This window comes from Streptomyces sp. ISL-11 (assembly GCF_018614525.1).
Lineage (GTDB): Bacteria > Actinomycetota > Actinomycetes > Streptomycetales > Streptomycetaceae > Streptomyces.
In genome coordinates this window covers 15,044-34,881 of record NZ_JAGGOL010000090.1, presented here as the reverse complement: position 1 = coordinate 34,881, position 19,838 = coordinate 15,044, and the positions used below count along the sequence as shown (strand labels likewise).

Annotated in this window: 18 protein-coding genes and 1 pseudogene; 15 read left to right on the top strand and 4 right to left on the bottom strand. The window is 70.5% G+C overall.

Features of this window, described 5'->3' with window-relative positions:
• The first annotated feature begins 197 nt into the window (after positions 1-197).
• The 3 genes from wecB (at position 198) to J7E86_RS19320 (ending at position 4,143) form a co-directional block, all read left to right on the top strand.
• The gene (gene wecB, locus J7E86_RS19330) at positions 198-1,328 is read left to right on the top strand and encodes a non-hydrolyzing UDP-N-acetylglucosamine 2-epimerase (protein ID WP_215082950.1); all 1,131 of its coding nucleotides are present in this window, start codon (positions 198-200) and stop codon (positions 1,326-1,328) included.
• A 103-nt stretch (positions 1,329-1,431) separates the two neighbouring features.
• Positions 1,432-2,796: a glycosyltransferase gene (locus tag J7E86_RS19325; protein ID WP_215082949.1), complete on the top strand. Its 1,365-nt coding sequence runs from the start codon at positions 1,432-1,434 to the stop codon at positions 2,794-2,796.
• 159 nt (positions 2,797-2,955) lie between these two features.
• Positions 2,956-4,143 carry a hypothetical protein gene (locus J7E86_RS19320; RefSeq protein ID WP_215082948.1) on the top strand — a complete coding sequence of 396 codons (1,188 nt, stop codon included), beginning with the start codon at positions 2,956-2,958 and terminating at the stop codon, positions 4,141-4,143.
• Here the strand turns inward: J7E86_RS19320 and J7E86_RS19315 are convergent.
• The gene (locus J7E86_RS19315) at positions 4,109-6,742 is read right to left on the bottom strand and encodes a valine--tRNA ligase (protein WP_215082947.1); all 2,634 of its coding nucleotides are present in this window, start codon (positions 6,740-6,742) and stop codon (positions 4,109-4,111) included. The two genes, J7E86_RS19320 and J7E86_RS19315, sit on opposite strands and share 35 nt — an antisense overlap.
• Before the next feature lie 122 nt (positions 6,743-6,864).
• Between J7E86_RS19315 and J7E86_RS19310 the strand changes: the two genes are divergently transcribed.
• The 3 genes from J7E86_RS19310 (at position 6,865) to J7E86_RS19300 (ending at position 9,746) form a co-directional block, all read left to right on the top strand.
• Entirely contained in the window at positions 6,865-7,791 is a 927-nt protein-coding gene (locus J7E86_RS19310) for a hypothetical protein (RefSeq protein ID WP_215082946.1), read from the top strand.
• A gap of 133 nt (positions 7,792-7,924) precedes the next feature.
• Positions 7,925-8,878: a hypothetical protein gene (locus tag J7E86_RS19305; protein WP_215082945.1), complete on the top strand. Its 954-nt coding sequence runs from the start codon at positions 7,925-7,927 to the stop codon at positions 8,876-8,878.
• Between the two features lie 31 nt (positions 8,879-8,909).
• Positions 8,910-9,746 (top strand): hypothetical protein, encoded by an 837-nt coding sequence (locus J7E86_RS19300; RefSeq protein ID WP_215082944.1) that lies wholly within the window; start codon positions 8,910-8,912, stop codon positions 9,744-9,746.
• Positions 9,747-9,806: 60 nt separating this feature from the next.
• Here J7E86_RS19300 and J7E86_RS19295 read toward each other — a convergent pair whose 3' ends face one another.
• Positions 9,807-10,145 (bottom strand): hypothetical protein, encoded by a 339-nt coding sequence (locus J7E86_RS19295; protein WP_251019372.1) that lies wholly within the window; start codon positions 10,143-10,145, stop codon positions 9,807-9,809.
• A gap of 257 nt (positions 10,146-10,402) precedes the next feature.
• On the opposite strand from J7E86_RS19295, the gene J7E86_RS19290 reads away from it, so the two are divergent.
• The gene (locus J7E86_RS19290; RefSeq protein WP_308312644.1) at positions 10,403-10,666 is read left to right on the top strand and encodes a winged helix-turn-helix domain-containing protein; all 264 of its coding nucleotides are present in this window, start codon (positions 10,403-10,405) and stop codon (positions 10,664-10,666) included.
• Positions 10,667-10,677: 11 nt separating this feature from the next.
• Here J7E86_RS19290 and helR read toward each other — a convergent pair whose 3' ends face one another.
• Complete coding sequence (gene helR / locus J7E86_RS19285; protein ID WP_215082943.1) at positions 10,678-12,846, bottom strand: RNA polymerase recycling motor ATPase HelR; 2,169 nt, start codon at positions 12,844-12,846, stop codon at positions 10,678-10,680.
• 516 nt (positions 12,847-13,362) lie between these two features.
• Between helR and J7E86_RS19280 the strand changes: the two genes are divergently transcribed.
• From J7E86_RS19280 to J7E86_RS19255, 6 genes and pseudogenes are all read left to right on the top strand, one after another.
• Positions 13,363-13,830, top strand: coding sequence for an RICIN domain-containing protein (locus J7E86_RS19280; RefSeq protein WP_215082942.1), 468 nt, complete (start codon positions 13,363-13,365; stop codon positions 13,828-13,830).
• A gap of 46 nt (positions 13,831-13,876) precedes the next feature.
• The gene (locus J7E86_RS19275) at positions 13,877-14,395 is read left to right on the top strand and encodes a flavoprotein (protein ID WP_215082941.1); all 519 of its coding nucleotides are present in this window, start codon (positions 13,877-13,879) and stop codon (positions 14,393-14,395) included.
• A 27-nt stretch (positions 14,396-14,422) separates the two neighbouring features.
• Entirely contained in the window at positions 14,423-15,271 is an 849-nt protein-coding gene (locus J7E86_RS19270; RefSeq protein ID WP_215082940.1) for a hypothetical protein, read from the top strand.
• A gap of 144 nt (positions 15,272-15,415) precedes the next feature.
• Positions 15,416-15,961 (top strand): hypothetical protein, encoded by a 546-nt coding sequence (locus J7E86_RS19265; RefSeq protein ID WP_215082939.1) that lies wholly within the window; start codon positions 15,416-15,418, stop codon positions 15,959-15,961.
• An 18-nt stretch (positions 15,962-15,979) separates the two neighbouring features.
• Positions 15,980-16,123, top strand: a complete 144-nt coding sequence (locus tag J7E86_RS19260) for a hypothetical protein (RefSeq protein ID WP_215082938.1) — start codon at positions 15,980-15,982, stop codon at positions 16,121-16,123.
• Positions 16,124-16,157: 34 nt separating this feature from the next.
• Positions 16,158-16,325: pseudogene (locus J7E86_RS19255) on the top strand (winged helix-turn-helix domain-containing protein); the annotation flags it as partial.
• A gap of 91 nt (positions 16,326-16,416) precedes the next feature.
• Here the strand turns inward: J7E86_RS19255 and J7E86_RS19250 are convergent.
• A complete protein-coding gene (locus J7E86_RS19250) occupies positions 16,417-18,312 on the bottom strand; it encodes a hypothetical protein (RefSeq protein WP_215082937.1) in 1,896 nt (631 codons plus the stop codon).
• Between the two features lie 331 nt (positions 18,313-18,643).
• Between J7E86_RS19250 and J7E86_RS19245 the strand changes: the two genes are divergently transcribed.
• Positions 18,644-19,078, top strand: coding sequence for a hypothetical protein (locus J7E86_RS19245; protein WP_215082969.1), 435 nt, complete (start codon positions 18,644-18,646; stop codon positions 19,076-19,078).
• 405 nt (positions 19,079-19,483) lie between these two features.
• Positions 19,484-19,837, top strand: coding sequence for a VOC family protein (locus tag J7E86_RS19240; protein ID WP_215082936.1), 354 nt, complete (start codon positions 19,484-19,486; stop codon positions 19,835-19,837).
• Position 19,838: the final 1 nt, after the last annotated feature.

Sequence of the window (19,838 nt, the reverse complement as noted above, 5' to 3'; positions counted from 1 at the left end):
AGCCCCCGGAAACGGTGAAAGGGCGGGTCCGGGGAACGCACCGCCGTAAGGCCCGCCCCGCCCCGGGACCAAGGTCCCGAACCCCGCCCCCGCGGCAAACCGCAACCGTCCGGCAACCGTCCCCCCTACGGACCGACAACCAACACCCCGCACCGTCTGGAGCCGTACCCACCCCCGGCCCCAGGAGCGAGTCACCCGTGCAGCCCCTCCCGCCCCGCAGCGTCGCCGTCGTCCTCGGCACCCGCCCCGAACTCGTGAAGCTCACCGACCTCGTCCGCCTCCTGGGCCCCGCCGCCCACCTGGTGCACACCGGGCAGCACTACGACGAGGAGCTGTCGGGCCGCTTCCTGGACGAGCTGGGCCTGCCCGAGCCGACCTTCCTGACGGGCGTCGGCGGCCAGCCGCGCGCCGTGCAGATCTCCGCCGCGCTCGCGCAGCTCGACGCGCTGTTCACCGCCGAGCCGCCGCTGGCCGTCGTCGTCCAGGGCGACACCAACGCCGCGCTCGCCGGCGCGCTCGCCGCCAACGCCCGGGGCATCCCGCTGCTGCACGTCGAGGCCGGGCTGCGCAGCCACGACCGGAACATGCCCGAGGAGCACAACCGCGTCCTGATCGACCGCATCGCCGACGTGCTGTGCGCGGCCACCGAGGACAACCGCGCCAACCTCCTCGCCGAGGGCATCGACGACGCCCGTATCGCCGTCACCGGCAACACCGTCGTCGAGGCCGTACGCAACCAGCTCCCCGGCGACGCCGACCGCGCCGCGCTCCTGGCCCGGCACGGTCTGACCGCCGACGGCTACGTCTTGGCCACCGTGCACCGGCCCGAGAACACGGACTCCGCCGACGCGCTGCGGGCGATCCTCACCGAGCTGGGCGCCCTGGCCGGCGCCGACCGCCCGGTCGTGCTGCCGCTGCACCCGCGCACGCGGGCCCGTATCGAGGCGGCGGGCCTGACCGGTCTGCTGGCCCCGCTGACGGTGACCGCGCCGCTGGGCTACTCCGAGTTCCTGGCCCTGGCCCGCCACGCGGCGCTGCTGGTGTCCGACTCCGGCGGCATCCAGGAGGAGTGCACGGTGCTGGGGCGGCCGCTGGTGGTCGTGCGGCGCTCGACGGAGCGGCCGGAGGCGATGGGGGACTTCGCGTCGCTGGTCTCGCCGGGGGCCGGAATCGGAAGCGCCGCGCGGCGACGGCTGGCCGAAGGCCCTGCGGGTCTTGAGCGGCTGGCCGGCTTGCGGAGTCCCTTCGGGGACGGGCTGGCGTCGGAGCGGATCGTGAATCTGCTGGTGGCGGTGGGGGCGCCGGACCGAATGGCGGCTGCGGCGTAGGGGGTTCTTCCCCAGCCCCGCCCTTTCACCGTTTCCCGGGGCTTCGCCCCGGCCCCCCGACCGCGCTGCGCGCGGTGTCCTCAAACGCCGGACGGGCTCAATTATGTTCTCCAACCCCCTCCTCCTCGCCTTCCCCTTCTTCCTCCTCCTCTGTTTCCTCCTCTACTGGGCCGGCGCCCGGCACGCGTTCACCCGCCGCCCCGCCGTCGTCGACGGCGACCCCTCCACCCACGACTGGCACTTCTTCGTGCCGTGCCGTGACGAGGAGGCCGTCATCGGCACCACCGTCGAGCGGCTGCGCACCGATCACCCCGCCGCCCACGTCTGGGTGATCGACGACGACAGCGACGACCGCACCGGCGCCATCGTGGCCGAGCTCGCCGAGACCGACCGCCGCGTCCACCTCGTACGCCGGCACCGCCCGAACGCCCGCCAGGGCAAGGGCGCGGCTCTCAACTCCGCGTACGACGAGCTGAACCAGTTCCTGCCGAAGGGCACCGACCGGGAGCGGGTCGTGGTCTGTGTCATCGACGCCGACGGCCAGCTCGACCCGCGCGCCCTCGCCCGCGTCAGCGGCCCCGGCGGCTTCGGTGACCCCGAGATCGGCGGGGTGCAGGTCAGCGTGCACATGCGCAACGCCGAGGACCCGCGTCCGCTCGCCGATCGGGGACGGCTGGGCAACGCCTTCGCGCGGCTCCTCGTACGGATGCAGGACATGGAGTTCTCCGTGTCCAACGCCGGCATGCAGCTGCTGCGCGGCCGCACCGGCTCCGTGGGGCTCGGCGGCAACGGCCAGTTCACCCGCCTCGCCGCCCTGGACCGCATCGCGGCGGCCGAGCGCCGGCCCTGGCAGCGCGGTGCGCTCCTGGAGGACTACGAGCTCGGCCTGCACATGATCCTCGGCGGTGACCGGATAGCGCACATAGCCGACACCTGGGTCTCCCAGGAGGGCCTGCCGCACGGCCGCCGCTTCCTCACCCAGCGCACCCGCTGGGCGCAGGGCAACCTCCAGTGCGTCCGCTACGCGCCGCGCATCGTCTCCTCCCGCCACTACAGCGGCAAGGGCGTCCTGGAGACCCTCTACACCTTCCTCCAGCCGGTCGCCCACCTGGTGACGCTCGCCCTGTGTGCCGTGATGTTCGTGCTCCTCGGCGTGCGCGCCGCCGAGGACGGGCCCGGCGAGGCGTTCGGCGGCATGCTCGCCCTGTGGCCGCTGGTGCTGGGCCTGGCCGTCGTGTCGATCACCCCGTTCGTGCTGTGGGGCCCGGTCTACCGCCGGGACCGCGCGGCCGACCGGTCGCTGTTCGTCTCCCTGCTGTGGGGGCTGGCATTGTGGCTGTACGCGTACCACCTCTTCCCGGCGTCCGCCCGTGGCTTCGTACGGATGCTGCGCGGCCGCAACGGCTGGGCCAAGACGCGCCGCAACGCCGAGGTCGTCGTCTCCGGTCCGACCGCCGTGGAGAGCTGACGGAGCCACACCTCACCGCACCATGAGGTGAGTCACAGAACGGCCCCGCCGGGCAACCTCCGCCGCCGGTACGACATCTGACCCCCGGTGAAACATGCCCGGAGAGGTTCCGGGCAGCGGAACGGGAGCGTTGTGCGGATACCGGAAGTCAGCACACGGATGCACTTGCTGCTGCTCACGGCGTGGACCGTGCTGTGGTTCGCCGTGGTGGAGCCCAGTGGCGGCTTCTCCTGGCACTACCTGCGCACGGGCGGCGAGCTGATCTACCAGGGCTCGTCGGGCGACGGCACCGGCGGGCTCAACCTCTACGCCCACCACCCCGAGTTGCAGATGGGACCCATCAGCTTCCTGGTGGCGGGGCTGTTCAACCCGTTCTCCGAGCACACCGGCCAGTTCCTCGCGGCGGCCTTCATGTCCGGCCTCGGCCTGGTCATCGTCGTCCTCGCGGGCCGCAGCGCGGCCACGCACTTCCTGGGCACCGGCACCAACCACCAGCGGCTGCGGCAGCGCGTCCTGATCGCCGGGCTCGCCTTCATCCCCATGTGGATCGAGGTGTCGGTGCGCTTCGGGCACCTGGACGACGTGCTCGCGCTGTTCTTCACCGCGCTGGCCGTCTGGTTCCTGACCCGCTGCGACCCGGCCGCCGTCGGCGCCTGCCTGGCCCTGGCCATGGACTCCAAGCCGACCGCGCTGGCCTTCCTGCCGCTGATCCTCGCCCTGCCCCGGGACCGCTGGCTGCGGGCGGTGCTGTGGTGCGCGGGCCTGCTGGCCGTCGCCTGGCTGCCGTTCTTCCTCGCGGCCCCGGACTCCTTCGCCGCGGCCAAGTTCACCATCCCCAACAACCCCGCCTCCGCGCTGCGCTGGCTCGGCGCCAACAACCCCGAGACACCTGACTGGGCCCGGCCCGCGCAGGCCGCCCTCGGCCTCACGCTCGGCGCGATCGCGGTGTGGCGCGGCCGCTGGGCCGGCGTCGTCCTGCTGGGCGCCAACGCCCGGATCCTCCTCGACCCCAGCGTCTACACCTACTACACGGCCTCCGTGCTGCTCGGCACCCTGCTGTGGGACGTGTGCGGGCAGCGGCGCCTGGTGCCGTGGTGGAGCTGGATCGCGCTGATCGTCCTCTACGGAAGCGTCTTCATCGTGCCCGGCGAGTCCGCCAAGGGCCTGATCCGGCTCGCCTTCGTGGCGGTGTCGACGGCGTACGTGCTGTTCTGGCCGATGCGTGACCGCCGGGAACGGAACAGGCCCCTCGACCGGATGGACGAGGGGCCTGTGGAAGGGCCGTGGGGTCCCATGTGGGACCCGGACCGGACTAGGCCTTGGGCAGGCCCGCCAGCTGGGCGGTGATCCGCTCGATGTCGGCCTCGGCCGTCTCCAGCCGCTTGCGGATCTTCTCCACGGCCACCTCGGCGGCCTTCGCGAGGAACGCCTCGTTGCCCAGCTTGGCCGTGGACTGGACCTTGTCCTTCTCGGCCGCGGCCAGCGCCTTGGTCAGACGCTTGCGCTCGGCCTCGACGTCGATGGTGCCGGAGAGGTCGAGGGCGACGGTGGCGCCGGCGACCGGCAGGGTCGCGGTGGCCTGGAAGTCGTCCCCGGCGGGCTGGAGCCGCAGCAGCTGACGGATGGCGCCCTCGTGGGCGGCCAGGGCCGTACCGCTCAGGCCGAGCTTCGCCGGAACCCGCTGGCCGGGCTGGAGGCCCTGGTCGGAGCGGAAGCGGCGGACCTCGGTGATCACCTGCTGGAGGTTCCCGATCTCCCGCTCGGCGCCCGCGTCACGGAAGCCGGAGTCTTGCGGCCAGTCGGCGATGACGACCGACTCCTTGCCCGTGAGCGTCGTCCACAGCGTCTCGGTGACGAACGGGACGACCGGGTGGAGCAGGCGCAGCAGGACGTCGAGGACCTCGCCGAGGACGCGGCCGGAGACCTTCGCCGGCTCACCGCCGGCCATGAACGTGGTCTTGGACAGCTCGACGTACCAGTCGAAGACCTCGTCCCACGCGAAGTGGTAGAGGGCGTCGGTGAGCTTGGAGAACTGGTAGTCGTCGTAGTACGCGTCGGCTTCGGCGACCGTGGCGTTCAGGCGCGAGAGGATCCAGCGGTCGGTGGCCGACAACTGCTCGACGGGCGGCAGTTCGCCCTCGACCGTGGCGCCGTTCATCAGCGCGAAGCGCGTGGCGTTCCAGATCTTGTTGGCGAAGTTGCGGGACGCCTGGACCCAGTCCTCGCCGATCGGGACGTCGGTGCCGGGGTTGGCGCCCTTGGCCAGGGTGAAGCGGACGGCGTCGGAGCCGTACTCGTTCATCCAGTCCAGCGGGTCCACCGCGGTGCCCGACGACTTCGACATCTTCTTGCCGAACTGGTCGCGGACCAGGCCGGTCAGCGCGATCGTGTGGAACGGCGGCTCGCCGTCCATCGCGTACAGGCCGAACATCATCATCCGGGCGACCCAGAAGAAGATGATGTCGTGGCCGGTGACCAGGACGTCGGTGGCGTAGAACTTCTCCAGATCCGGCGTCTTCTCCGGCCAGCCGAGGGTCGAGAAGGGCCACAGGCCGGAGGAGAACCAGGTGTCCAGGACGTCCGGGTCCTGCGTCCAGTCCTCGCCGGCGGGCGGCTGCTCGTCCGGGCCGACGCAGACGGTCTCGCCGTCCGGGCCGTACCAGACGGGGATGCGGTGGCCCCACCACAGCTGGCGCGAGATGCACCAGTCGTGCATGTTGTCGACCCAGTCGAAGTAGCGCTTCGACATGTCCTGCGGGTGGATCGTGACCTTGCCGTCGCGGACGGCGTCACCGGCGGCCTTGGCCAGCGGGTCGACCTTGACCCACCACTGCATGGACAGCCGCGGCTCCAGCGTCGTCTTGCAGCGCGAGCAGTGGCCGACGGAGTGGACGTACGGGCGCTTCTCGGCAACGATCCGGCCCTCGGCGCGCAGGGCGCCGACGATCGCGGAACGGGCCTCGAAGCGGTCCAGGCCGAGGAACGGGCCGTGCACGGTGATGACGCCGCGCTCGTCCATGACGGTCATCGACTCCAGGCCGTGGCGCTGGCCGATGGCGAAGTCGTTGGGGTCGTGGGCGGGGGTCACCTTGACCGCGCCGGTGCCGAACTCGGGGTCGACGTGGGTGTCGGCCACGACCGGGATCGAACGCTCGGTGAGCGGCAGCTTGATCAGCTTGCCGATCAGGTGGGCGTAGCGCTCGTCGTCCGGGTGGACGGCCACGGCCGTGTCACCGAGCATCGTCTCGGCGCGGGTCGTGGCGACGACGAGGGTGTCCTCGCCCTCGCCGTAGGTGATGGAGACGAGCTCACCGTCGTCGTCCTGGTACTCCACCTCGATGTCCGAGATGGCGGTCAGGCATCGCGGGCACCAGTTGATGATGCGCTCGGCGCGGTAGATCAACTCGTCGTCGTAGAGCTTCTTGAAGATCGTCTGGACGGCCTTGGACAGGCCCTCGTCCATGGTGAAGCGCTCGCGCGACCAGTCGACGCCGTCGCCGAGCCGGCGCATCTGCCCGAGGATCTTGCCGCCGTACTCCTCCTTCCACTGCCAGACGCGCTCGGTGAACGCCTCACGGCCGAGGTCGTGGCGGGAGACGCCCTCCTTGCCGAGCTCGCGCTCGACGACGTTCTGGGTGGCGATGCCGGCGTGGTCCATGCCGGGCAGCCACAGCGCCTCGTAGCCCTGCATGCGCTTTCGGCGCGTGAGGGCGTCCATCAGGGTGTGCTGGAAGGCGTGGCCCAGGTGGAGCGAGCCGGTGACGTTCGGCGGCGGGATGACGATGGTGTACGGCTTCTTGTCGCTCTTCGCGTCGGCCTCGAAGTAGCCCCGCTCTACCCAGCGCTCGTACAGCGGCCCCTCTACATCGGCCGGCGCGTACTGGGTCGGCAGTTCGGGGTTGCTGTCGTTCGGCCCGCTGTCGGGGCGCTGAGTGTTCTCGGTCACGGGGTGAAGTCTACGGGGGCGTGCGCGGGGGTTACGAATCCATTCGGGGCCGGGGCGGAGCCCGCTGGAGCCGTCCGTAAGGATGACGTGGACCTGACGTTCAGCGAGACACCGAGGCAACGATGAGCCAGCACCAGCCGGGCCCGTACGGCCGGCCCCCGCAGCAGCCGAACCCCTACGCGCAGCCGGCCCCCGGCCAGGCCCCCGGCTTCCCGCCCCAGCCGCCCGCCCCGCCGTACGGCGCGCCGCCGCAGCAGCCGGGCGGCTGGGGCGCGTACCCGCCGCCGCCCCCGGCCCCGCCGCAGGGCGGTGGCAAGGGCAAGGCGATCGGCATAGCCGTCGGCGCGGTCGTGGTGGTGGGCGCGCTGGTGGCCGGCGCGGTCGTGATCATGGGCGGCGACAAGGACAAGGAGAAGGGCGGCGGCGCGAAGGCCGGCGCGTCGGCCTCGGCGTCCCCCCGGACCAGCACGCCCAGCCCGACCCCGGCCGTCAAGCGCTACAAGCTCGTCACCCCCGAGACGGTCATCTCCGGCGAGTACAAGAAGGACGGCTCGGGCAGCAGCTTCGAGACGAAGGACCTGAACGACCTCAAGATGCTCGGCATGACCAACCCGGAGAGCACCGCGGCCGCGTACAAGAGCGGCGGCGAGGACAAGCGCTCCCAGAAGCTCCTCCGGTTCACCGGTGCGTGGGGCGATGACGTGCGCGACCCCGAGGCGCTGGTGGACGGCCTGTTCAAGAACACGGCGGCGTCCGCGGCGAAGGACACCGACCCGGAGTCGAAGACCGAGTTCGAGGGCAGCCCCCAGCGGATGAACCCGGACGGGCTCGGCGACGCCGTCATGAAGTGCCAGGTCGCGAAGTTCGGCAGTCGCGACAGCAGCGAGAAGGCTCTCAAGATGCCGCTGTGCGTCTGGGCCGACAAGAACACGGTCGGGACGGTGTTCGCCCTGGACGCGTCGATGATCGTGAGCGGTCAGGACCTCAGCCTGGAGGAAGCCGCCAACCGGTCGGCCAAGCTCCGCCAGGACGTACGCGTCGAGGCGTGAGAGCGGTGGCGGAAGCCGTCAACTGTTCCGAAACCGTTGCGGCTCAGTGGTAAAGCCCGCGTAAGACATCGGGAAAGATGATCGGACTGTCACGAGAGACGTCTGAGTCCCCCCACGGATCGAGAGAGACACGATGAGCTACAACCAGCCGGGCCCGTACGGACAGCCTCCCCAGCAGCCCGGCCCGTACGGCCAGCCTGCCGGCGCGCCCGGACAGCCCGGCTACGGTTACCCGCCGCCCCCGCCGCCGTACGCGGGCCAGCCGCAGCAGCAGGCCCCCTACGGCCAGCAGCCGCAGCCGCCGTACGGCGCCCCCCAGCAGCCGGGCCCGTACGCCCAGGCCCCGTACGGCCAGCAGCCGGGCATGCCGGGCCAGTACCCGCCGCCGGTGCCGCCGCAGGGCGGCGGCAAGGGGAAGGCGATCGGGATCGCGGTGGGGGCCGTGGTGGTCGTGGGGGCGATCGTGGGGGGCATCGTGTTCTTCACGGGCGGCGGGAGCGACGGGGACGTCGCTCCGTACACGATGGTGATGCCGGAGACGTTGCTGGACGGCAAGTACACGAAGTCGTCGGCAACGAGCCCGGACCAGGCACCCAAGGACCTCACCAACGACAAGGACGCCAAGGCGTTCGGCGTCGAGAACGGTGCGGCGGTCTCGCAGAGCTACGCCAACACCGAGAAGCAGACCCTCGGGGTCAGCGGCGTCTACGGCACGATCGCCGACCCGAAGAACACGGTCGCCGCGATGATCGCCAAGATCGACGAGAACCAGAACAAGATGGCGGGGACCTTCAAGGCCAAGATCGAAACAGTCACCCCCTACACCGAGTTCACGCCGAGCGGTTTCGACGGCGCCGTGCTGAAGTGCAGGACACAGAAGATCACCAGCACGCTCGGCACCATTTCGTCCACGTCGGAGACGTCCACCTGCATCTGGGGCGACAAGAGCGCGGTGGGCGTGGTCCAGCACCAGGTATCGAAGAGCTCGGTCGCCGGCACAGCGGCCGCCACCGGCAACGTGATGTCCGCCAAGGAGCTCTCCGACGCCACGGTTAAGGTGCGCAACGAAGTCCGCAAGAACAAGTAGTAGGGCCTGAGGCCCTGAGGGGGACACCCACGTGAGTTACAGCCAGCCGGGCCCGTACGGGCAGCCCCAGCCGCCGCAGTCGCCGCCGCAGGGCAACCCGTACGGACAGCAGCCCGGCTACGGGTATCCCCCACAGCAGCCGTACGGGCAGGCGCAGCCGTACCCGCAGCCCGGGATGCCGTACCCGCCGCCGATGCCCCCGCAGCGCGGCGGCAAGGGCAAGGCGATCGGCATCGGCGTCGCCGCGCTCGTCCTGGTCGGGGCGATCGCGGGCGGCGGCTACGTGCTCCTGAAGAACCGGGACACGGTCGGCGACGACGGCAAGCGCTACCAGCTCACGACGCCCGAGACGGTGGTCGGCGATTACAAGAAGGGCGCCGCCGAGGGCAAGGAGGGCTTCGACACCGAGGAGCTGGCCGACGTCCGGCGGATGGGCGTCGCCAATCCGCAGAGCGTGGGCGCCGGCTACAAGTCCGGCGCCGGCGTCTCGACGAAGGGCCTGAAGTTCAACGGCGTCTGGGGCGAGGTGAAGAACCCGGAGCAGGTCGTGGACCGCATGTTCATCAGCCTGGCGAACGCCGCGAAGAAGGACGACGACGCCTCGGTGACGTCCAAGGTCGAGGGCAGCCCGCAGAAGGTGGCCCCCGCCGGGCTCGACAACGCCGTGATGAAGTGCCAGTACGTCACCTACACCGGCAGCAAGACGGTGACGATGCCGCTGTGCATCTGGGCCGACCACAGCACGGTCGGCACGGTCTTCGTCGTCGACGCGGCGCGGTCGGGACTGGGCGTGAAGATACCGTTCGACGAGGCGGGCGGCCTGGTCGCGAAGCTGCGGACGGACGTGCGCGTAGAGGTCAAGAAGTAGCCTGGCCGTCGCCGCGGCATTCGGAGCCGCGGCGACGGAATCTCCTCTACGGGCGCGGGCTCACTTCCCCCACCGGCTGACCCTGTTGGCGGCTTGCACTCTGGCGCTCAGCAGCTCGGCCTGGGTGGCGGGCCGGACGCTGCCGGGTTCCGCGTCCCACTCCCTGCCACCGGCAGGCGGCCGCAGCTGAAGGTACGGGCCGTCGTGACCCATGACCTCCCCGACCTTGTCCCTCCGAGTGTCGAGCACGAATGTGCCGACGGCGGGGGTGACTTGGCTCAGGTGCGCGGAGCAGGTGCAGGCGGCGAGGGGGCTGTTGGGCTTGAGGTCGATTCCGTGCGCGGTGGCCCACATGTAGACGCCGCAGGTTGAGCGGGGCGCTTCTGGCGGGGACGTCACGGTCGGCTCCGCCGGTGGGGACGGCGGGGCGGCGTCAGGGCCGGCGAAAACCTTCCGGATCCTTCGATGCCACCGAGAGATAAAGTCGTGCATGTCGACGCTCCTAAAGGCGTGGGCCATGCCCCGGGGCCGTGGCAGCGGCCGCCGGGGTTTCAGATCCAGCCTAGCGAAGAGCCCTATAGAACACCGTGCAACGGCAACAACTGCTGCAACTTCATATCTCGACTGGCGCGCCATGGCGTGCGTAGATTGATCAAGTGATCGAATTTGCTCCCGATATCCCGCGCTGGCGGCAGGTGGCCGAGGTGATTCGGCGACGCATCGAGGACGGCACGTATCAGCCGCGATCGCGTGTGCCCTCCGTGGTCCAGCTGACGGAGGAGTTCGGCATCGCCAGCATGACTGCCCACAAGGTGCACCGCGCACTCCGCGCGGAAGGGCTCATCTACACCGAACCCGGAATGGGTTCCTTCGTCTCCAAGCAGCTGCCGCCGGACGTCGCCGAACCTGGCGACTCCTAGGGAACTTGTCCTCAGGGGCTCGTCAGGACGACAAGTCGTTGGGTCGCGCGGGTCATCGCGACATAGCGGTCGACGGCTCCTTCGATGCCCTTGCCGAACGTCTCCGGGTCGATGACGACGACCAGATCGAACTCCAGCCCCTTCGACAGTTCCGGCGTCAGCGACCGGACGCGGGATGTCGCCCGGAATGTGCCGGCCTCGGTGTCACCAGCGCCGATGACGCAGGCGATTCCGTCGGCATGTGCGGCGAGCCAGGTGTCGAGGACCGAGTCCAGGTCCGCGACGGATCCGTGCGCGACGGGGATGCCGCTGCTGCGGATGGAGGTCGGCACATTGGCGACCGGGAGTGCGGCGCGGATGACGAGCTCGGCTTCCGCCATGACCTCTTCCGGCGTGCGGTAGTTGATGCTCAGGGAGGCCACGGTGATCCGGTCGAGCCCGGCCCGTTCGAGCCGTTCCTGCCACGACTCCGTGAACCCGTGCCTGGCCTGGGCGCGGTCACCGACAATGGTGAAGCTCCGGGACGGGCAGCGGAGCAGCAGCATCTGCCACTCGGCGTCGGTCAGTTCCTGGGCCTCGTCCACGACGATGTGTGCGAACGGGCCGGCGAGCAGGTCCGGTTCGGTGCCGGGCAGTGCGCTCTCGTCGATCAGGGCGTCCTGCAGGTCCTGTCCGCGCAGCATCCCCAGCGCGCCTTCGCTCTCGTCGATGACGACGTTCTGCAGCAGGCTGTCCATGGCGTCGGCCCGGTGCGCGCGTTCGGCGGCGACGGCGGCCTCGTGCCGACGCTTGCGTACGGACACCTCCGGGTCGCCGAGCCGCTGCCGTGCCGCGTCCAGGAGCGGCAGGTCGGACACCGTCCAGGCATGGGCGTCCCCGCGCTGCAGCTTGCGGACGTCATCGGGGGCGAGCCAGGGAGCGCACTTGCGCAGGTAGGCGGGCACCGACCACAGGTCGCCGACGAGGTCGGTCACCTCCAGCATCGGCCACGCCCGGTTGAGGGCCCTGATCAGCTCCCGGTCCTGCAGCAGCGACCTCCGGAGCAGGTCGGGCGGGACGTCACTGTCGTCCTTGTCCATCAGGATCGTGAGCAGTTCCTCGCGGATCTGGTCGCGGGCCTCGTTGTGCGGAGTGCCTGGTTCCACCGCTTCGAACGCCGCCGCCCAGTCGTCGGCGCTCAGCCAGATGTCGGACCAGTGGGTCGAGACCGTCATTCCCTTGGTGGGCGGCTCCTCGTAGATGCCGACGGCCGGTTCGATCGCCTTCACCATGTCCGCGGACGACTTCAGACGGGCCACGTCCGGGTCGCTCTCGACCGTTGCTCCGGCTCCCTCGGTGACGAGGTCGCGCAGGGTGCAGGTCTGCACGCCCTCCTCGCCGAGGCTGGGCAGGACATCGGCGACGTAGGCCAGGTAGGGCCGGCTCGGACCGACGAACAGCACGCCGCCGCGACGGTGACCGAGGCGGGGGTCGGAGTAGAGGAGGTGGGCGGCGCGGTGCAGAGCGACGACGGTCTTTCCCGTACCCGGACCGCCGTCGACGACGAGAGCGCCGCGGGATCCCGCCCGGATGACGGCGTCCTGGTCGGCCTGGATGGTGGCGAGCACGTCGCGCATCCGGGCCGACCGGTTGCCGCCCAGGCTGGCGATGAACGCGGACTGGTCGTCGAGCGCGGCGTGCCCGTCCAGCCCGTCGGCGGTGAACACCTCGTCCCAGTAGTCGCTGATCCGGCCGCGGGTCCAGCGGTACCTGCGGCGGCTCGCCAGGCCCATCGGGTTGGCGTGGGTCGCCGCGAAGAACGGCTCGGCCGCGGGCGAGCGCCAGTCGAGCAGCAGCCGGCGCCCCGCGCTGTCGGTGAGGCCGAGGCGTCCCACGTACACGGGCTCGGGGCTGTCCGCAGGGACGATGTGGCCCAGGCACAGGTCCAGACCGAAGCGGCGCAGGGTGCGCAGGCGACCGGTCAGGCGGTGGATCTCCGTGTCCCGGTCCATCGCCTCCCGGCCTATGCCGCCGGGCGCCTTGCGCGCGACCTCCAGACGGTCGGACAGTTCGGCTATCGCCTGCTCAAGGCTCTCCGAGATGGCCGTGAAGTGCCGCTCGTCGCCGTCGATCAGCGCCGGGTCGGCCTTGGGGGAAAGGTGGTCGGGAAGGTCGAACGCGCTGGTGGTCAAGGGGTTCATGTCATCAGCTCCGGTCCGAGGTCGCTGCCGCGACGGCCGACGGCACGCACACCCGTATCCCGGTGCGGAGTGCCCGCACCCGCAGTGCGCGTCCCACCGTCGACTCGACGTCACCGCACGACCCATAACCCGACAACAACAAAGGCACTTCGTGAATCTCCCATTTCCGCAGCTTCTGACTTCGGTCCGCGATTCTGACCCACGACCGGGGCCTTGCCGCAAGCCCCCCAGTGCGCTATAAGTTGAGAGTGGCAAGGAGTGGGTATTCCTCCTTGCCTTCGTCTTTGCCCTCATCGTCCGCTCCGGACGGACAGGCCCTCCGCGCATCGGTGACGCATCCGTACAGCGGTTTCGCCGGCCCAGGAGGATCTCCCACGGGACCGCTTGGCGGCCGGCCACAGGGCGCCGCGCACGGCGCGTTCTCGTCTCACCGCAACCCGCTCCCGGCCCATAGCGTCGGCGCCGACGAGACGCGTGTACATCCATCTGGAGGTACCTGTGCGGACGACACATCGCTTGAGAACGCTGCTGGCTGCCACAGGTCTGGCGGTGGTGAGCGTGTGCACCACCTCGGCCGCGTACGCGGAGCAGCAGATCAAGGTCGGCTTCATGATCGCCTCGAACATGAACAACAGATGCCTGGAGATCAGAGCGGGAAACACGGGCAGCGGTGCGCTCGTCGGCATGTGGGACTGCCACGGCGGGACGAACGAGCGGTGGTACTGGCAGGGCAACACCATCCGCAGCGACCTCAACGGCAAGTGCCTCGACGTCGTCGCGGGAAACGGGGACAACGGCGCCGCCCTGAACATGTGGGACTGCTACGGCGGAGCGCCCCAGCAGTGGGTCTGGGACGGCGCCCGGCTGCGCAATCCGGCGTACAACAAATGCCTGACCATCGGGAACGCCAATTGGTGGAACGGTGCCTCGGTCCTCACGTGGGACTGCAACCTGGGTTCCCACCAGCAGTGGCACACCACCTGACCGCAACTGATTGCGCCCGGCCGCGTCCCCCTGTGAACTGGGGCGCATGACAAAGTCCCGTGTGCTGTACCTGATTTCGTGTGCCGCGTCGCCGACCCGGCAGGTCCGTACCGGCGTGGAGAAGGCGCGGGCGGCGGGCTGGGACGTATGCCTGGTGCTCACGCCGTCGGCAGCCCGGTGGCTCGAAGGGGACATGCCGGAGCTGGAACGGCTCACGGGACATCCGGTCCGCAGCACGCACAAGATGCCGGACGAGCCGGATGTCCTGCCGCCGGCGGACGCGATGGTGGTCGCACCGGCCACGTTCAACACGCTCAACAAGTGGGCGGCGGGCATCAGCGACACGCTCGTCATGAGCCTCGTCAACGAGGCGCTCGGCCTGCGCCTGCCGCTCGTGGCGCTCCCCCACCTGAGCGACGGACAGGCCGCTCACCCGGCGTTCGCCCGCAGCGTGTCCTTCCTCCGGGAGTGCGGGGTGACGGTCCTGCTCGACGAGAACGGCCGGCCGCTCGCGGCGCCCGACTACCCCTGGGACGCGGCCTTCGCCGCCCTGCCCACGCTCTGATCGTCCCGTCGAAGGAGCCCCCCGCCCATGCATCAGGTCGTCTCCACGAGCTATGGACGGCATGAGTTACGCCTGCTCGGCGTCCGTCCCGGCGCGGACGCGCACGCTGCCCGTGATCTCCAGCTGACGATGGACCTCGAAGGCGGCTTCGCCGACGCCTTCACCGACGGCGACAACCGGAGCATCCTGCCGACCCGCAGCATGGCCAACACCGCTGCCGCCTTCGTCCACGACCATCTGGACACCGCCGTCGAAGTGCTCGCCCTGGCGCTCTCCGAACGCCTGCTGGAGGAGTGCCCCGCCGCGACGACCGCGCGGGTCGCCGTCATCGAACACCCCTGGAAACTCCTGACGGACAGTCACCACATCTTCGCCACCGGCCCGTCCGACCGATGGCTGGCCGATGCGACGGCCCGGCGCGGACGGCCGGCGACGGTGGTGAGCGGGATCAGCGGTCTGCACCGGGCGGTGACGACGGGGTCGAGCTTCACGGGGTTTCTGGTGGACGACTACACCCGCGCCGATGAGGTGAACGCCGAGGACCGCGTCCTGCGCATGTCCGGCGACATGCGCTGGGAGTACAGCGGCCCGCCGGCCGACTACGACCAGTACCGCGCCACGGCGTTACGGGCGTTCATGGAGGCGACGGCCGACCGGCGCAGCGCTTCGTCCCAGCATTCCGCGTACCTGTCGGCGGCGGCCGTGCTCGACGCGTGCCCGCTCATCAGCGAGGTCTGCGTGCGCTTCACGCACCACGCCCACGCACCGCTGGATCTCCGGCCCTTCGACCGGGGCGGCGAGGGCGGTGTCTGGCTGGGCACGGACTCCTCGTACGGCGCGGGTGCCGTGACCGTCCGGCGGGAGACCGGCGGCTGAGGGCGTGCGCACCATGGCGCGCACGGCGGTACCGCGCTTCGGGGCGCCTTGTGCGTCGCGGGTCGCCGAAAGCGTCCCCGGGTAGGCAGGGGCCGGCAGGGCGCCGCTGGTGAGGGGGCGCCCCCGCGAGCCGAGGAGGGACCCATGTTCGGTCGGAGAGCGGCGGGGGCGGCGTTGGCGGCCGCGATGTGTCTGACGTGGTCCCCGACGGCCGCCCAGGCCCACACCGGCCCGGAGCCCGTGGTCTGCGCCGGGCAGTACCGCACGACGTGGACTCCCGGGCTGACCCTGTCCACCCGGCCGACGAGGATCTCGACGACCGAGACGTACAGCTGCGCCGAGGGCTCGGGGAAGGCGGTCAAGGCCACCGGGCGCTTCGAGGGCACGCTTCCGGCGTCCTGCCTGGGGGTGAACACCTCACCGTTCCGCGAGGTCGTGCGCTTCGCGGATGGACGGGAGTCCGTGATCGAGTACACGTCCAATGTCCGGGCCCGCGCCGGCGCCGTCAGCCTCATCAAACTGGAAGGCACGGTGATCAAGGGCCACGCCAAGGGCGGGCACGCCTTCCGCACCGCCCAGCTGCTCCACACCGACCTGCCGACGGCGTGCCTCTCCCCCGCCGGCCTCCGCGAGGGGATGGGCTTGGCGGAGCTCTACATCGGCCCGCCGGGGGAGGCGGAACCGGCGTAGTGCTGTGACGCACGGGCCTTGTCGACCAGCTCGCCGATCTCGCTGACCGCCGCCCTGTGCCGCCTCCGGGTCGAGCCCGGCGTCGACCACCGCTTCCAGCTCGTGGACCGCGCCGCGCGCTCGGGGTCGCGCTCGACGGCCACGACGATGCCCCATTACTGACCTTGAAGGCGGGTTGTCGTAGGGGCTGACGACGGAAGAGCTGGCCAAGGGCCCTCCCGCGCATGGGCGGCCGGACCAGAGATGGACGCTGGCCAGGATCAAGACCCTGATCGGCCGACGGTTTCACAAGTCCATGACGCTGTCGGGAATCTCCCAGATGCTGCGGCGGCATGGCTGGAGTCATCAGGTTCCGGCCCGTCGTAAACCAGGGCCGGGCCTACTTCGCGTCGCGAGGGGCGGCCCGGTTCCGGGTGACGCCGCCCGGCTGGGCGGCGTCACCCCGGGGCCAGGCATCAGCGGCGGTACATGACGTACATCTTGCCCAGGTGGATGGCTGCGGCCACTTCGTCCAGGGGTTTGACCCTGCCGGCGCTGACGGGGTACTCGTGCCAGGGGTGGCTGTCAGCGGTGCGGCGTGCGGCGACCAGAGTGCCGTTCGTTGCGCGCATGAGGATCCACAGCGCGACCCATTTGACGACGGTGGGCCCGCAGGTGACTTCCCGCGTGGGAGCATCCGTTCTGGCCCAGGGGAAGCCGCTGGGGGAGTTGGACATCTCCGTGATCATGGACACCCGGTTGTCCAAGGTGCGGACGGCCCTGTAGATCTGCTGGTCGGAGCAGGTCAGGGAGACGGGGTTCTGCGTCTTCCCGAAGGGGAACTCGTACGGAGCCTGCCATCCCGCCGCCGTGCCGAGCCGGTCGTAGGTCACCTCGGATGCCTCCACGTGCGACAGCACCATCTGCCGGGCGTTGGCTCCCAGGCTGGGGCCCGCTTTGTGGACCTTGCCCTGAGGCAGCGCCGCCGCCGTGGTCCAGCCGGATCCGTCGTATCGGGACTGGAACAGCCTGCCGTCCTGGCCGGCGTGGACGGCGTACAGCTTGCCGTCGAACGCGGTGAGGGCAGGCGCGAGGAGGGACCGCCAGCCCTGGATGTGTTCGGGTTCGCTCCAGGAGCTGCCTCGCAGGCGGGTCCACAGCACCGCCTGGTCACTGGGGCGGACATACAGGGCGTGGAGCGCGCCTGCGTAGGAGGCCAGGGCCGGGGCGGACATCGACACCCACGGCAGGGGGATCGGGGTGCCCCAGGCGTCGAGGCCGTTGTGGACCACGTACTCCAGGGAGCCGGTCGGGAACGGCATCGAGGTGGTGAACTTCACGCGCAGCTCGTGATAACCGTCTCCGTTGAAGTGCCAGTTCACCTTGCCGTCACCGCGAGCCAGCAGGGCCAGGTCGTAGCGGTCCAGGAAGAAGGCGCGCCGGCAGGAGAGGTCGTTCTTCGCCAGCCAGCCGAGAAAGTTGACGGCGAGAAAGGTGATGTCCGAGAGGAACGCGAGGATTCCGATCCCCGACAGTTCCATGATGACGGACCAGGCCGTAGAGAGCATGACGTCACGGTTGAAGGCCCGCAGGGCTTCAACGATGTCGTCGTTGTTGCCGTTGCCGGTGTCCCACTCCCAGCAGTCGATGTTCAGGGCCAGCCCGGTTCCTGCCCGGCCGTCGAAGGCCACCCGCTGAGAGAGAAAAGGGGGGAATTCCGGGGTCATTCCCACCAAGGCCTCGTCGTCCCCGAACTCCCGTGACATGAACGGCTGGGCTGGGGTGGTGGCGCTGCTGCCACCGGAGAGCCAGCGGATCTCATCCCGGGTGTTGGGCCACCCGTCGCCCACCACCCGGTGGACGTGGAAGTTCTCGAACTCCACCCGGACCCCGTCGGAGGCCGCCTGCGCGGCCTGCTCACCGTCCGCCTCCTGCTCCAGGATTTGCTGCCGGCCCGCCGACCGGCCCGCCGGGTTGGAGGCGGTGACCGCGAAGCCCCACTCGCGCATGCCCTCGATGAACTCCGGGCTGTCGAACTCCTCGCCCGCGGCCAGGGCCTCCGGGTCGATGAGCGCCGTGTTCGACTGCGCCATCCACTCTTCGCCCGCCGGCCCCAGGTCCTTGGCCCAGTCGGCGAGACTGTAGCCCTCGGACACCGGCCGGCCGGTGAGGGCCTCGGGCACCCCCGCCAGCCGTCCACGCGCGGTCACCGCCTCCCGGTAGACCTGACCCCAGCCCTTGATCTCCTCATCCGGCACCGCGGCCCGCAGCACCTTCAGGAGCATCTCCTCCAGATCGGTCGCCTGCTCACCCGCCCGCAACCGGTCCGCAGCATGCAGCGCCGCCCCGAACAGCACATTGCCCTGCTCCACGCGCGCCATATTCCGCGCCGCCCGCGAATCAGCACGCTCACCCGACAACAGCGACCGTAACCACTCCCGCCGCTCCTCCGCCGCCAGACCCGCAGTGGACACCCGGTTCCCCTTCCGCCCAGCCCTGGGCACACCGCCCACGGCCTGCCCGGACGCTACGCGCACCCACACTTCCCCGCTATCCACCCGCGCCAAAGCCCATGCGAAGGGCTGGAAACCGCCTCGTACATGCCCCCATGTGGCCACCAGCCACACGGTGCCAGGGCGGCACCGGTACGAACGCCGACGCAGAAAACCCTCGGTCGAGGTGGACTACAAGCACCCCGGGGGCGTGACCACAGTCCGGCTCTACTTGGCCGAGGACGTCGCCCTGGTCCGCATGGTGCACCCCGAGGTGGACCGGCGGGCGGTCCACACCGTGGCGGCGGGCCGTCGTTCCCCGCTCGCCGCCCTCGCGCAGGTCGCCGGCGGGTGGGACACGGTGCTGCTGGCGGGGGTAGGTCGGGCAGCGGTGATGAACTGGCGCCGCCAACACGAAGACTTCCCGGACCCGATGGGCGGCACGGACGTGCGTCCGCAGTTCGACCGGCGCGCGGCGATGGACTGGCTCCTCGCCCCCGGCACGATCGCCGTCCCCACGGGGATGCCGGCGGCCTCGCTCGTCGTCGCCGGGGCAGTACGCACCGGTTCCGCCTCGATGACCCATGGCTGGTCCCGGCGGCGACGCGGAAGGGAAGGACCGGTTGTCCGGCTGGTCCACCGATGACGATGCCGACGCGCTGGCCGGGCCGGCCGCCGGGGGGCGGGATGGTCTGTGTGCCGGTTGGCCGCGCTCGGCAGGGCGCCGCTGGCAGTGCTCGGCAAAGTGCGGGTGTCGCAGCGGTTCCGGTCGGGTTCCGGCGGCCTGCGGGTGGACCTGTCCTGGTCGGCCCGCCTGCGGGGTGCTGCCTCGGACACTGCCGACACCACGACTACAAGCTCAGTAGTCGGTGAACGACCTCAGCGGCACGGTGCTGTGCTTGAGTGGCAGCGTGGGCCAGGTGCTCGTCGAATGCGCCGAGCCGTGAGGATACGAGCCGGGCGACGGCTGACCGCAGACCCTCCCGGCGTCGGCGAGAACGTGGGCATCGGTGCGCTCATGACCTCGCCCTCCCACCGACAGGAGTCGTCCATGTCCGTCCGCCGCGTCGTACCCAACATCCGGACGAGCCCCGAAACCATGGAGGCGAACCGGGACTTCTACGGCTTGCTGGGCTTGGAGGAGGTCATGAATCACGGCTGGATCATGACGCTCGCCTCCACGTCCGAACCGTCGGCGCAAGCGAGCTTCATGACCAGCGACGCGACCGCGCCCGTCCCGCCGGACATGAGCGTGGAGGTGGACGACGTGGACGCGGCCCATGCCGCCATGCGGGAGAGCGGTGCGGAGATCGTGTATCCGCTGCGGGACGAGGAGTGGGGAGTCCGCCGCTTCTTCGTCCGCGACCCGAACGGCCGCGTGGTCAACGTGCTGGGCCATCGATAGT

What these genes read in the sequence shown, in the direction of transcription:
- J7E86_RS19325 (WP_215082949.1), top strand. Translation starts at nt 1,432, where the DNA reads ATGTTCTCCAACCCCCTCCTCCTCGCCTTCCCCTTCTTCCTCCTCCTC.
- J7E86_RS19320 (WP_215082948.1), top strand. Translation starts at nt 2,956, where the DNA reads ATGCACTTGCTGCTGCTCACGGCGTGGACCGTGCTGTGGTTCGCCGTG.
- J7E86_RS19310 (WP_215082946.1), top strand. Translation starts at nt 6,865, where the DNA reads ATGAGCCAGCACCAGCCGGGCCCGTACGGCCGGCCCCCGCAGCAGCCG.
- J7E86_RS19305 (WP_215082945.1), top strand. Translation starts at nt 7,925, where the DNA reads ATGAGCTACAACCAGCCGGGCCCGTACGGACAGCCTCCCCAGCAGCCC.
- helR (WP_215082943.1), bottom strand. Translation starts at nt 12,846, where the DNA reads ATGAACCCCTTGACCACCAGCGCGTTCGACCTTCCCGACCACCTTTCC.
- J7E86_RS19275 (WP_215082941.1), top strand. Translation starts at nt 13,877, where the DNA reads ATGACAAAGTCCCGTGTGCTGTACCTGATTTCGTGTGCCGCGTCGCCG.
- J7E86_RS19270 (WP_215082940.1), top strand. Translation starts at nt 14,423, where the DNA reads ATGCATCAGGTCGTCTCCACGAGCTATGGACGGCATGAGTTACGCCTG.
- J7E86_RS19265 (WP_215082939.1), top strand. Translation starts at nt 15,416, where the DNA reads ATGTTCGGTCGGAGAGCGGCGGGGGCGGCGTTGGCGGCCGCGATGTGT.
- J7E86_RS19240 (WP_215082936.1), top strand. Translation starts at nt 19,484, where the DNA reads ATGTCCGTCCGCCGCGTCGTACCCAACATCCGGACGAGCCCCGAAACC.